The organism is Rhodococcoides kroppenstedtii (genome assembly GCF_900111805.1).
In the GTDB taxonomy this organism is placed as follows: domain Bacteria; phylum Actinomycetota; class Actinomycetes; order Mycobacteriales; family Mycobacteriaceae; genus Rhodococcoides; species Rhodococcoides kroppenstedtii.
In genome coordinates this window covers 51,499-64,302 of sequence record NZ_FOJN01000018.1, presented here as the reverse complement: position 1 = coordinate 64,302, position 12,804 = coordinate 51,499, and the positions used below count along the sequence as shown (strand labels likewise).

Below are 12,804 nucleotides of genomic sequence, written 5' to 3'. Positions count from 1 at the left end.
TACAACACTCGACGAGGCCACTCCGCCCTCGGCGGACACCCACCCATCACCCGACTGACCGCCTGAGAACAACGTGTCAGGTCACTACACCTAGCGCGTCGCGGGCGGAGTCGACGCGGCGGGCCGGGGCGATGACACGGGCGCCGGTGCGAGTGAGTGCAGTGGTGGTGTGCAGTCCCAGGCCGGAGTAACCGCCGGTCACGACCGCAACCGTGTCGGTGAGGTCGACGCCGGCCATCACCTCCTCCGAGGTGGTGTCCGCGGTGAAGGGCGTACCGAGGGGTGCTTGCTCGACCGGTGTGATCATGCCTCGACGGTAGAATCTAGACCTCTGTCTAGGTCAAGCGAGCGGAGCTCGTCCATGTCCATCGATGATCGCGCCGGCTCCGTCGTTCTCTCGATCGGCGACGTCGCCCGAGAAACCGGGCTCGGGGTGCATGCCCTGCGGTTCTATGAACGTAACGGGCTGCTCGTCGATCCGATCGAGCGGACGCCGGGTGGTCGACGGGTCTACACCAAAACCGACGTCGAGTGGCTGAAGGTCTGCGTGAAGTTGCGCGAGTCCGGGATGCCGTTGGCGGAGCTTCGCCGGTTCGCAACCCTTGTCCGTCAGGGTCCGGGAAACGAGCCGGACCGACTGCACCTGCTGCAGGAACATGAAAGGCGCGTTCGCGCCCAATTGCACTCGAAAAACGAGTGCCTCGACGTGATCACCGGCAAGGTCGCGGTCTACCGCCACCACATGGCCGCCGGCGCCATCACCGACCCGTGGCTGTCGAAACGAGGCGCGGACGTGACCGGCGCCGACCCCGACAAGGCGCATCAATGAGCCGCGGCTCTCGGTGCCGGGACACCTCGTCGTCGCCCACCCCCTGCGGCGGACTGCTCCGGCACGTACGCGATCCTGACTCCGTCGACGGGATGCGGCGGGTGTGCGGATTCACCACCGACCCCGTCGGCACCGACCCCATCGACGTCGCCACCGTCTTCATGGCCGACGTGTTCACCAGGCAACCAGCAGTGCAGGACTCCACCTGGAACGCCCTGCACACCCAGGCCGGGCACCTCACCGGCCCGATGGCCACCGCCGCCGCACAGGCACCGTCACCGGCCCCAAAACCCATCTCGGAGTGGGCGGCGGGGGCGCGCAGCGGCGACACCCTCACCGCCATGGTACGGGCCGACGGGGACACGACCGTCAACGGCGACACCGCCACGGTGCCGGTCACCTTCGCGCAGACCGTGCAGCACCAGTCTGGGCAGGCCACGCCGTACACCACCTACACCGCCACGATCACATTGCAGGACGCCGCGGGGGAAGTGGAAAGTCAGCAACTACTGCATTAACGGCGCCGACATCTGACTGGTATCGGCCACCCCGCCGGACGAGTAGAGGGGCGTCGCTAGCATTGACCTGGAATCGGACTTCATCGCTATGAATGCCGCTACAAACTGCCGCGAGCCGCTCTATAGTTGCCTGATCCCAGTCGGGTCTATCTGGGTGATTAACGGTATTTTTAGATTGGTTACCTAGCAGAGCGATAGCACACTGGTATCACACCGAATTCAGGAATGAAGGCGAGCACACACCTTCAGCGCTACGCCCTCAAGCAGGTAGGTCAGGTTTGTACATGGCGGTGCGGTTGCAACCGGGTTGACTGATTCGATCTGTAACTGCTGCCTGTCCGTAGCTTGTTCAGAAGATAGCCGACCGTTGAGTGCGAGCGGATCGCGACAGCTGGCGGGCACAGCAAAGGCTGCGTTGAACCTGTCGCCGTCTTTCTGAACAGGAACGCACATTCCGCTCCGCAGTTCCGCGACAAAGCAATATTGGTTGGTCCCGTTGTACCAAGGGTATTCGGGGCTTTGCCGCGAACAGGTGTTGACCGACGGGTCGACGATTGGGATGACCTGAACTAATCTCATCAGCGCCGTCGGCGAGGTGCAATCCACGACCGCAAAGAGAGGCGCGTTGAGCCGTGAGGCATAGGCATACTGGTTGACACATCTACCTGGCGGCACCGATGGAACCGTCGCAAGATTCCAGCCCGAGTTGATTGCTGTTGGCGCCTCGGGGCCGGCGACCCCTGGGGGGGCAGGTGTCGTGGTTGCCGTCGTGGTCGACTGCACCGGGGGCGCGGCAGATTGAGCTCCGAAAACGCTGTGATAGCCCAGCACGGCGGCCGCCAGCACACACACAAGGACCGCGGCGTTGCGCACGAACCGGGACAGGCGTGGTGGGCCGTAATTATCGGTTACCAAGGGGTGCCGTTGGATTCGTACGTTGGCGGCGCCGCGCAGTTCCTTCAGTCGCTGGTCGTCTAGCGTTGGATCGGTAACCATGTACAGGTAAACGACGGGTTCATCGAGTTGCACCTGGACGTAAAGGACGGTTCTGAGCAACTGGTGGGCTACGTCGTGCGGCCCCTGCCCGCTCAGCGCTGGCAGTGCCAACGATTCTGGCGCTGTTCGCACTGCGGTAGCGGCGAGAATGGTCCGGAGGCTGCCATCATCCAAGGCCAACACCGACACTGTCGAGTCATCCCCGACAGAACGAAACGTTGCGAGCATTGCGGTCCACCGGTCGAGGGCCGACGAACGCGTAGCGTCAACAACAACCATGTGATGAATGTTCACCGAGGCCAGCTCCGTCCTGTCATCGCCATCGTCCTCGGCGAAGTGCTTCGTCGTCAGTGGTTTGCTCGGCCGCGCCGCATCAGCGATGCTCCTGATCACGAGCTAGTGACGCACTTTAGAGTGGCGGCTCCGAGCAATGCGCGACGCCGTCCATGTTCGGCGCCGCCCGGGCCGTTGCCGTGTTGTCGCGTGCCGACACCAGCAGCGTCGGACTGGTGCAGAGGATTCAACCATTCGACGACTAACGCCGCGCACAGGCAAAACCAGAACGAGCCGTCAAACGAACTTGTGCACACAATGATCTCCAGGCCACACAGAAGGTGCCGGGCACTGAATCCATCCGGCGAGCTTGGTTCGTTAGCCCCACTAATAATTTGTGAAGACATGCCGAACGATGTTCGACCTGACCGACGAGGTGAAAAGATGCACACGTTAGCTGGGGGGAACTAGAGGCGCAATCCGTCAAACGATGGACACATCGGTCGTGGAGGAATAAGACTGCCCATGAAGCTGCCGCGCAACGCATCATGACCCCGGGTAAGTGCTAGCATCCAGCTGTCGGTCCGGACCCCGACGCTCCTGGCGAAAGGAAATAACGTGACGGGTAGCAGCATGATGGAAACGTTGGAAGACGACAAAAACAAGGCACTTCCGATTTATCTCGTCGTCGACACGTCGTACTCCATGAAGGACGACGGCAAGATTGAGGCCGCCAACGAGATCGTCCCGACCGTCATTGCGACATGCAAGAGCGAACCGATGGTTGACCAAGCGGCGCGCTTCTCCGTTATTGACTTCTGCGACGATGCGCACGTGGTTGTGCCGCTAACGAGGGGTAGCGCGATTCAGGCTCCAACGTTCACCGCAAATCGGGGCACCGATTACTCCAAAGCTTTCAGTGTTTTACGCAAGCAGATCGAACAGGACTACCAAACACTTAAGGGTGACGGCTTCACGCTCTACCGTCCTTTCGTCGTGTTTATCACCGACGGCGAACCGATCTGTGCGCCCACGGCGCGAGACGCAGCATTCAAAGAATTGACAGATCCAGAATTCACCCGGCGACCCAACATGTGCGTGTTCGGCGTCGGCAACGATGTTACTCCCGAAACACTCCAACAATATACGGCTGGACGCGGTGTGGCCATAGCAACGCGAGAGGGCGCCGACGCCGCGCAGGCGCTCGGCACATTGGTGGCGACGCTTATGCAAAGCGTTGTCGCGTCCGCCACGGCAGGTGCCACCGATAACGACGGCCCGAACGTCGACATCAAGGGAATGCTTGAGGACGACGATGACTTTCTTGTCGCGCTGGGTCAGCTGGACTAAGGCGCGGTTCATGGCAGAACCTCGCGCAGCGAATCGGGCTGGACAGCACAGAGCCCCAGATGCTCCTGACCCGGTCGATCCCTCTAGCCAACCGCAACCCCCTCTCGCATTTGATACCGACGCACCGTTGCATCCCATCCACGAGGTGGTCAGCGAACGGCTGCAAACGCCGAACTCAGGAGAGCTCGGGGCCGCCTTGGACGCTCCGCTCTCTTCGTCACACGGAGGGGAAGTACCAGCTCACAGCCAACCGACAGCGCCTCCGTCGAGCAATGCTGGGGAAACCAAGTACAACGAACCCGTTGTCGACAACGATGTGCCCGCGTGGCACAAGCCGGGGCCGGCCGCTACCGAAGCGATCACCCATGGGCAATACGAAGGTCGCGTCGCAGTCGGCGACATGGGTGAGATGCACCGGATTGTGCCCCGCATCCTGCCGCACTTGCGTGGTGGGCACCGGCCGGAAGCAATGGTAGACAGCGGGTTCGCCAGTGAAGGGCTCTATGTCGGCGCGGTATCGGTGCGGGGGCCCGGACATCATCAGCTGGGCGCTCCGCGTCAGGACCACTACGCGATTGGGACCGAGGGGGACTGGTTCATTGGGGTCGTGGCTGACGGCGTCTCCGAAGGTGCGTTGTCTCACCTCGGCGCGGAACGGGCGGCGTTCGCCGCTATGACCGAAATCCGGTCGCGCATCAGGGGACCGGGTCTGGGAGCTCAGGACTGGCCTGCGATCAGCGAAGCGTGCAGAGTCGCGGTTCGAGCGACCGCATTGCAGTTGGTCGGGAGGCATATCGTCGACGCCGACGGCGCGCCGGTCGCACCAGAGACAGTCAGCGACCGTACCCTCGCCACCCACGTCGCCACGACTTGCGATGTCGTTGTCTGCGAACTGCGTGCTGACTCTGCTGGCAACAGAACGTTTACTCGAGCGACCATCTGCGGCGACGGCAGCGCCTATCTGTTGAGTCCCCAGGACGGATGGCAGCGCATCGGTGCCGGAAAATCAAACGAACTCGGCGAAATAGACAATTCGTTGACCCCACTGCCGCTGGACCCTGGACCGCCACGGGTGACGGTGGCGGCGCTCGCCGCTGGGCAGGCCTTGGTGCTGTGCACCGACGGCTTCGGTGATCTGATCGAAACCGGTTCGCGTCCCGTGGGTCGATATCTGTTCGAACGTTGGTCCCGGCCGCTTGATGCCGCGGGACTCCTCCAGAGTGCGTCCTTTCTGAACAAGAACGCCGACGACGATCGCACCGCGGTCATTTTATGGGCGCAGTAGTGACTCGCACGGCCAAGAACGTCATGGTCGAGAAATCGGAACTGGGCGAGCTAACGTCAATTGGTAGCGGCGGCCAGGCCAAGGTGTACTCAGCTGCCGACTACACCATGCCTGGGATGAATGGCAGGATCGTGTACAAGCAGTATCGTAAAGCTATTTTGGCTAAGTACGGTGACGCGCTGTACCATGGAATGCCGGAGTTGATTCTCTTTCCCGACTCGCTGGATGACAAGAATCAGAAGTATTTAAGCACCTTAGCGGTATGGCCCAAGGCGCTTGTCGTGGAAAACGGACGCGCCTTGGGTATTCTAATGCGAATCATTCCCGACACGTTTTTTTTCGATATGATTCTGCCAAATAAGAATAGTCGAACATTGCTCGAACTTCAGCATTTCTATCGAATGGATGCACAGAAGCAGGAGTTGGGAATACCGCTCACCAGCGACAAGGACAAAATCCTTCTCGTACTGAAGCTAATTAAGGGGATTGAGTTCTTTCACAGGCACAACTTAGTATTGGGCGACTTCAGTCCACGCAATGTCGTGGTATCACACCCGGCGAAGCTTGACGGCCCCAACAAGGGCAAGCTGTTTCCAAAGTTTCTCGATATCGACTCCTTTCGTTTCAGGGGCGGCCAACCACCTATTGAACAGATGAATACCCCGATGTGGTACCCACCGGAAATCCGCAAGGCGCAAGACCAAGTGGCTCAATTAACCGCGGCGGGCGCCACATCATTGGAAGTAGGCACAGCCGAAGCCCATATGCGTAATTTGAACTTCCGGACCGATGTCTTTAAATTTGGCCTGGCAACACTGCGACTATTCCACTCCTCCGAAGACGCTATTGCAATATATATTTCGCCAGACGCCCGCATCCGGATCGCCAAGCTAATTGGCACAAAGCGGGCGAATGTGCTGCTAGCGTCTTTGGAAGAGAATCCGGTGAATCGTCCCACCATGGCCGACATACTCAAGCAGTTTCAGGCGTAGGGTAATCAAGTGCTGCGCTATTGGAGTACCAAGAAACGCAACCCGGACCGCGTCGTAGCCTTCTACTCGGCGAGGATGGGTGCCGTTCATGAGGATGCCGAAGTCGCGCTGCGTGCCGCCTTCATCGCGCGCCGGGAACTGATCGATGACCTCGCGGCAGTCGCGCGTGCGGAACGCGAACTTCGCGAGTCGTTCCGGCACCGTTGGGGGTGCGAACCACAGTCGGGTTCACCGACGCTAGCGGTCGGGCAGATCGCACACGCTATGGTAGTCGAGCGCTGTATCAGACTAGCCAGAAAGCTGCGCAACCGACATACGCCGCTGACTGCGAACGGGAAGATCAAGGCGCGCAGTCGCGAGCAGACCCAGGTGCGCGCGGCTTTATCTGCCGCGCTCGACGCACAGGCCACGCTGATGAACGGTCTTTCCGTTGCCGTATCTGCCGCGTTCCCGATCGGCCGTACGTCGATGCGTAGTCATCACGAGACCGTCAAACGAGTGAAATTGCCAGATGGCGTGCGTGATTCGTGGACCGGACTGAGCCAAACGTCTGCGGGAGGCGGGCCGCTAATCATCCAGGTTGGTGCCATCGCATACCGACCAATGTTGGCCTGCTTCGGGCTGTCACAGGGGGAATCTTCGTATCTCCAGCAGCAGACTCGAACAGCTGTCGAACTGCCGCTTCCGATCCCGGCACTGGTTAACTTCGACACAGACGGCGGATTTGTAACGAACGATTCCCATACCGTGGTTTCCGCTGTTTTACGACTGGTCGCTTTGATGCCGGCCGGCGAACTGAGACTGCGAATTTTCGATCCGTTGAAGCTTGGTTCGTCGATCACCCATCTGAACGATTTGGCGGATAAGTCCAAGACTGCGATAACCGGATCCAAGATATACACCACGCAGAAAGAATTCGAAACACTGCTGGACGGCATGACCCAACATATCGCGGAGGTAACCCAGCGCTATCTGGGGTCACGGCACCCGTCGCTGCGGTCCTACAACGAACTTGCCGGAGAGACCGCCGAGGCTTATCGGTTACTGGTGGTGCTGGATTATCCCACCGGCATTCAAGCACCGAGCGGATCGGTCGACGCTTCGGTGTTGGCCCGTTTGGAAACCATAATCAAAACGGGACCGCGATGTGGGGTCTACACGATTGTGCTAGCTTCGCATCAGCGGCAGTCTTCCTACGCCTCCACCTGGCATGACTCAGTGCCGGACGTACCGGCCGGGCTCCCTGTGTTGTTGTCCGGAACAACACACGCTGAAGCGCCGAGTTATTGGCCAGCACTTACACGTGGGTCCCTGATGGGAGCGTCGCAAGCCCAACCTGTGTCATCTAGCTTCGTAGATGTCCGCGACGCCGTCGTGCGATCAAACTACAAGGCATTCGCGACAATTACACCATCGATGCAATGGATAGCCACCGTTCGGTCAATCGACACCATTGCCGCCGATGCGCTGGTCCGCCGCCTGGATGCCGACGTGCACCGTGTACCCGGCGTCAGCGTCGATCCGAACAGCGTCAGCACGTTAGCACGGTCGTCACGCGATCACACCGCCGTCGGCGCCACGGCGGTAGCCGATCCTCAAAGTATTGACACCTGGTGGCGGCGTAATGCCGCTGATGGAGTACGTGTCACGATTGGACGACGCGGCGACCGCGGGGTGGCCGAACTGCTCTTCGGAAGCAACGAACCCGCCACACTCATCGGTGGACGACCTGGCAGCGGGAAATCCGTACTGTTACACGCGGTCATCTGTGATATTGCCCGCAATTATTCTCCAGCCGATGTGCAACTATACCTACTGGACCCTAAACAGGGGGTCGAATTCAATGTATACGCCCAGGCCAAGCTTCCCCACGCTGCGGTTGTGACAGTGAGCTCAGCCCCAGAATGCACGCTCGCGATCCTGCAGACTCTGCTCGACAAGATGTACACGCGCGGGAAGCGATTCCGCGACGCTGGCGTACAGAAGATCGATGACTACCGGCCGATCAACCGCGGCAATCCAATGCCCAGGATCGTCGTCATCGTCGATGAGTTCCAGAAGTTGCTCGACACCGGCGACGACACTACTTCTACTCGGGCCGCCGACGTGATCAACCGCATCATTCGCGAAGGCCGTGCATTCGGGATCCACCTAGTGTTGGCCACGCAGAGCCTGTTCGGCGTGAGCAATCTTCCGTCGGCGATCGGCATGATCTCTACCCGAGTGGCGCTGAGGATGAGCGACGACGATTCTAGACGTGTCCTCGGAGACACTATGGGCGACGCAGCGAACCTGACCCGCACCGGGCAGGCCATCCTGCAGTCAAGCAACGACACGTTCCAAATACAAGTGACCCACGAGACCGACTCCACTATTGCTGCGACAGTCCGTAGTGCCAGGATCGTAGCCGCCGCGGCGAGAATGCGGTCCACCGGACCGAAGGTAATCGACTTTTCGACACCGACCCTGCCTGGCGGCGCGGTGGCCAGGGCACTCAAGGCCGTCCGGCAGGGCAATCGTATAACCTTTCCATTATCTGTGCACTACGGTCTTGAGCCGGCTCAAACGGTAAGCTTCACGGCCACAGCAGACCAGAACCTGCTCGTCGCGACGCCAAGCAGCTACGATGACACATCGACCTCGACCGCGGTAGCATTAATGGGCATGCTGCTAGCTGGTTGCGTGCGCTCAAAGATCTCTTTTGACGTTATCGATTTCAGTCCATTGGGTTCGGCGTTTGCCGCCGACTTGGCCACTATCGCAACTGCGGCGCGGCTGGGGCCGGGGCAACGGTTCCACGAGCAGCGAGACACCGTCGCCGCGCTGCTATCGGTAGCCCGCGTCGTTGTTGATCGTAAGAAGACCCCAAGGGCAAATGACCCCCATGTCGTGTATCTGGGGCACGTGAACACCGCGGCAAATCTGTCGTCCGCGCGCGGGGGCCAGATTCATGAGTTGGCAACCAAGATTGTCAACAACGGGCCGGCCGTGGGCGTCCATGTCGTCGTCACACTCGATTCCTATCGAAGCTTTGAAAACACCCTGGGGAGTCAGATGCTGTCGGCGTTCGGCCACAAGCTGCTTGGCAAGTCGAGCCCGGACGACGCGCTGGCACTGTGTGGAGACTATGGACCGTCGCGGCTGGACAGGGGGGAATTGAGCTACGTCAATCCCGCTGGGGAGTTCACAAAGACTCAAGCCTTCGCCACGTTGCCTCCAACGTTCTGGGAGCGTATGTAACACCTATCGAAATTGTCAAGATTCGCAACAAGAGGAGCGAACATGCCCGTCACGGGAGACCCAAAAGAGTTACGAGCAGTTGCGGCAGCCGCTAAGCGCGCGGCCGCTGACATTACCTCGTCGTACCACTTGCTTGAATCCAAGCACCGCAGCACGCGTTACATGGTTCCCAACAAGGCGAACGTCGACGACCTGTTTCGCCGGACTCAAGCGCAAATAAGAAGTTCCGTTGAGTCCCTTAATGAAATTGAAAAACGGATGCTTGCGATTGCCATCGCGCTGGAGCAAGTCAACAAATGAGTCGGATCTGAAGTTACCCGCAGGCCGCACCATTCGCCAGCGGACCGCAGGGTACCTAGACAGTGCATGGCGACCAGGAGCACCCGCACAAGATCGCGGCAGGTGCTCACCCCGGACTGACGGGTACCGGGGCCGAGCGCAACAGCGCCGAGCCGATAATTAATATTATGACATAACCGCTGGTCGAAGGCCCCGTTTTGGTAAGGTAGCTATACAGGATCCTCAGCCACCGTCTGGACCCCTTATCGACGGCGCATTGCGATCGAGCGCTGCTCGCCGGGTTGCACGAGGGTCTCGTCAGCACAGGCGCGTACGGTTCGTCACATGGAGGCCGTGGCAACCAGGCGCAGGACCCAGTCTCCGCCGCCTCATGTCGTGTTCGACGACCTGGCCAATCCTGGCCGGCCGACTCATCGGCCTTGGCTGCATCTGCGTGCCGACGAAGTGGCCCCGCATGTGTTGGTGTCCGAGCACGCGTCGGTGGTCGTGTGGTCGTCGATCTGGCCAGCGCGTCCTGACGCGAAGGTCCGGTTCGAACTCGCGCCCGCCGGGCCCGGAACCGACCTGCGGTTCACGCTGCTGCTGGATCGACCATTTCCCGAAGATGACAAGATGTCAGCTCCGGTCCAAATTTGAGCAGTTGTTCCGGTCGAAAAGTGAGCAGGTGTTAGGTGGTCGAGTCTGCCTCACGGTCGGCGGCGACGGAAGGTAGGGACGCGATCGCGGTGTGTTTGATGCGGTAGCTGGTCCCTTTGAGGATGATGACGTCGGCGTGGTGGACGATGCGGTCGATCATCGCCGAGGCGATGGTGGCTTCGCCGAACACGTCTCCCCAGCGGGCGAACGGCAGGTTCGAGGTCAGCACGATCGAGGACTTCTCGTAGCGACTCGACACCAGTTGGAAGAACAGGTTCGCTGCGTCGGTGTCGAACGGGATGTAGCCGACTTCGTCGATGACGATCAGCCCGATGCGGGAGATCTTCTTCAGCTCCGAGTCCAGTTGCCCGAGCCGGTGCGCCCGGGCGAGGCGGGTGATCCATCCGGTCGCCGACGCGAATGCCACCCGGTGACCAGCATGCGCGGCGGCGATACCGAGCGCGGTCGCGAGGTGGGTTTTGCCGGTTCCGGGCGGTCCCAGCAGGACGACGTTGCGGGCTTCGGCGAGCCAGCCGCCGCCTTCGAGGCGGGCGATCTGGGCGCGGTCGACGCCGGGTTGGGCGGTGAAGTCGAAGTCGGTGACCGTCTTGATGGCGGGGAATCCGGCGCCTGTGATGCGCAGCCGGGCGCCGGATTCCGCGCGGGCGTTCGACTCGGCGGCCAGGACCGCGGCGAGGTAGTCCTCGAGCGACCAGCCGGCGCTGCGGGCGTGTTCGGCGAGGCGGTGGTACTCGGCGGCAATCCGCGGCGCTTTGAGCGCTCGGGCGTGGTGGGCGATGAGCTTGTCGGCCTCCGACGGCGCGGGTGTGCGGGCGGCCATCACGCGACCTCCCCGGTGCCGAAGACGGTGTCGTAGGCCGAGAGGTCCGCGACCTCCACCTCGACCGGGCCTGCCGGTCCGGTATCGATCCCTCTCGAATCGAATTGTGCTCGTTGCACTTTCGCGTGCTCGACGTGTGCCGGGTCGGTGAGTTGTCCGCGGGTGCCCCACAACCTGGGGTGATCGGCCACCAGACGGTGATCGCAGAACGCCTGGACCCGATCGAGGGTGGAGGTCACGGTGATCAACCGCCCGATCGCCTCGGGGTGCACCGAGTACGACGACCCGCCGACCCCGACGTAGTAGTCCCGGCCCAGCCGAGTGGTGACCGTCGATCCGACCGCCGGCGGCAACGGTGGCAGTGGCGCCATCGCCGCTCGATCCTCGGTGAGCGCCTCGACGGGACGCCGGTGGGTGACCCGGTGCTCACGGGTGTTGGCGATCGACAACCATCGGTCGAGTTGTGTGTTGAAGTCGGTCGGTGACGTGAACTGCCGGCCGGGGAGGAACGAGGTCCGCAGGTAGCCGTTGGCGCGTTCGACCACTCCCTTCGTCTCCGGATCGTAGGGCGGGGCCTGGATCAGCTTCACCGCGAGGGTGCCGCAGAACCCGGGCACTCCCTGCGAGAGCTTCCCGCCTCGTCCGATGCCGGCTTCGTTGTCCCACAGCAATGTTCGAGGCACCATGCCGAACGAGGTGGAGATCAGCTGCCACATCCCGGCCAGTAGATCACCGGTCACCCGCGAAGGCAGCATCATCGCGGCGATGAATCGCGAGTACGTCGCCACCATCACCAACACCGGAAAGCTTCCCACCGCACCGGTGTGGTCGGGAACCAGCCGGCCGGGGAACATCAGGTCGCACTGCACCTGTTCACCCGGCAGATGCACCAGCCGGTCCGCCGGGTCGGCCGGGGCGTACTCCGGGCGGATCCGCGCGACGTTCTCCGACAGCCACGACCGGCTTCCGGACCACCCGATGCGCTCGGCGATCACCGTCGTCGGCATCGACGGATACGACCGCAGCAACGCCCGCACCGACGGCTCGGCCGTCGCCCACGCCGAATGGGCCGCACGCGCCCGCTCGTACTGCGGCGGCCCCGACGACCGCAACGCCTTCGCCACCGTGTTGCGTGACAACCCCAACCGGCGGGCGATCTGCGCCTGCGCCATCCCCTCCGAGCCGTGCAACCGACGAATCAACGCCCAGTCCTCCACAGTGATCACTCCTCCATCGTCGAGATGAGTGCTCACTTTTCGACCGGACTACATGCTCAGTTTTCGACCGGAGCCGACACAAGATCCGCAAGATGCGCAAACGGCTCGGGTGGCTGATCAACGGCCAGTTGCGGTACACCTACGGACAGTGAGGCCGCTGAGCGCGAACCCCACATTTTGACGCTGCTGCCACAACGATAATCATTACCGCTGATAAAGATTATGACTTATCACCTGTCTAAGTGGCATATTCTGCGCGGCTCGCGGCACTACATGCGCTGTTGGTTTGACACTTCAGCACGCCTACGGCGCAGCCCCACTCGCCTA

12 protein-coding genes are annotated in these 12,804 nt (G+C 61.4%); 8 read left to right on the top strand and 4 right to left on the bottom strand.

What is annotated here, in order from left to right; translation table 11 throughout:
* Positions 1-76 precede the first annotated feature (76 nt).
* A complete protein-coding gene (locus BMZ18_RS17690) occupies positions 77-307 on the bottom strand; it encodes an SDR family NAD(P)-dependent oxidoreductase (RefSeq protein ID WP_068365629.1) in 231 nt (76 codons plus the stop codon).
* A gap of 54 nt (positions 308-361) precedes the next feature.
* Here BMZ18_RS17690 and BMZ18_RS17685 point away from each other — a divergent pair, with 54 nt between their 5' ends.
* Entirely contained in the window at positions 362-829 is a 468-nt protein-coding gene (locus BMZ18_RS17685) for a MerR family transcriptional regulator (RefSeq protein ID WP_068365630.1), read from the top strand.
* On the top strand, positions 826-1,347 hold the full coding sequence (locus tag BMZ18_RS17680) for a hypothetical protein (protein ID WP_139204039.1): 522 nt from the start codon (positions 826-828) through the stop codon (positions 1,345-1,347). Before BMZ18_RS17685 ends, BMZ18_RS17680 begins: the two co-directional genes overlap by 4 nt.
* Positions 1,348-1,566: 219 nt before the next feature.
* Here the strand turns inward: BMZ18_RS17680 and BMZ18_RS19530 are convergent, their stop codons facing one another.
* Positions 1,567-2,736 (bottom strand): hypothetical protein, encoded by a 1,170-nt coding sequence (locus BMZ18_RS19530; protein WP_139204038.1) that lies wholly within the window; start codon positions 2,734-2,736, stop codon positions 1,567-1,569.
* 498 nt (positions 2,737-3,234) lie between these two features.
* Here BMZ18_RS19530 and BMZ18_RS17675 point away from each other — a divergent pair, with 498 nt between their 5' ends.
* The 6 genes from BMZ18_RS17675 (at position 3,235) to BMZ18_RS17655 (ending at position 10,419) form a co-directional block, all read left to right on the top strand.
* Positions 3,235-3,966 (top strand): vWA domain-containing protein, encoded by a 732-nt coding sequence (locus BMZ18_RS17675; protein ID WP_068365632.1) that lies wholly within the window; start codon positions 3,235-3,237, stop codon positions 3,964-3,966.
* Positions 3,967-4,093: 127 nt separating this feature from the next.
* Positions 4,094-5,251, top strand: coding sequence for a protein phosphatase 2C domain-containing protein (locus BMZ18_RS17670; RefSeq protein WP_169817755.1), 1,158 nt, complete (start codon positions 4,094-4,096; stop codon positions 5,249-5,251).
* Positions 5,251-6,243, top strand: a complete 993-nt coding sequence (locus BMZ18_RS19525) for a serine/threonine-protein kinase (protein WP_139204037.1) — start codon at positions 5,251-5,253, stop codon at positions 6,241-6,243. Before BMZ18_RS17670 ends, BMZ18_RS19525 begins: the two co-directional genes overlap by 1 nt.
* Before the next feature lie 9 nt (positions 6,244-6,252).
* On the top strand, positions 6,253-9,483 hold the full coding sequence (locus tag BMZ18_RS19200) for an FtsK/SpoIIIE domain-containing protein (RefSeq protein WP_082895194.1): 3,231 nt from the start codon (positions 6,253-6,255) through the stop codon (positions 9,481-9,483).
* Between the two features lie 42 nt (positions 9,484-9,525).
* Positions 9,526-9,783, top strand: coding sequence for a hypothetical protein (locus BMZ18_RS19520; RefSeq protein ID WP_139204036.1), 258 nt, complete (start codon positions 9,526-9,528; stop codon positions 9,781-9,783).
* Positions 9,784-10,158: 375 nt separating this feature from the next.
* Entirely contained in the window at positions 10,159-10,419 is a 261-nt protein-coding gene (locus BMZ18_RS17655; protein WP_139204035.1) for a hypothetical protein, read from the top strand.
* A gap of 31 nt (positions 10,420-10,450) precedes the next feature.
* Here BMZ18_RS17655 and istB read toward each other — a convergent pair whose 3' ends face one another.
* Both istB and istA read right to left on the bottom strand, forming a co-directional pair.
* Complete coding sequence (gene istB, locus BMZ18_RS17650) at positions 10,451-11,260, bottom strand: IS21-like element helper ATPase IstB (protein WP_068365637.1); 810 nt, start codon at positions 11,258-11,260, stop codon at positions 10,451-10,453.
* Entirely contained in the window at positions 11,260-12,477 is a 1,218-nt protein-coding gene (gene istA / locus BMZ18_RS17645) for an IS21 family transposase (protein ID WP_068365638.1), read from the bottom strand. Before istA ends, istB begins: the two co-directional genes overlap by 1 nt.
* Positions 12,478-12,804 lie beyond the last annotated feature (327 nt).

Bases quoted from the DNA above. Each gene is read 5' to 3' on its own strand.
- BMZ18_RS17680 (WP_139204039.1), top strand. From the start codon at position 826: ATGAGCCGCGGCTCTCGGTGCCGGGACACCTCGTCGTCGCCCACCCCC.
- BMZ18_RS17685 (WP_068365630.1), top strand. From the start codon at position 362: ATGTCCATCGATGATCGCGCCGGCTCCGTCGTTCTCTCGATCGGCGAC.
- BMZ18_RS17690 (WP_068365629.1), bottom strand. From the start codon at position 307: ATGATCACACCGGTCGAGCAAGCACCCCTCGGTACGCCCTTCACCGCG.
- BMZ18_RS19520 (WP_139204036.1), top strand. From the start codon at position 9,526: ATGCCCGTCACGGGAGACCCAAAAGAGTTACGAGCAGTTGCGGCAGCC.
- istB (WP_068365637.1), bottom strand. From the start codon at position 11,260: ATGGCCGCCCGCACACCCGCGCCGTCGGAGGCCGACAAGCTCATCGCC.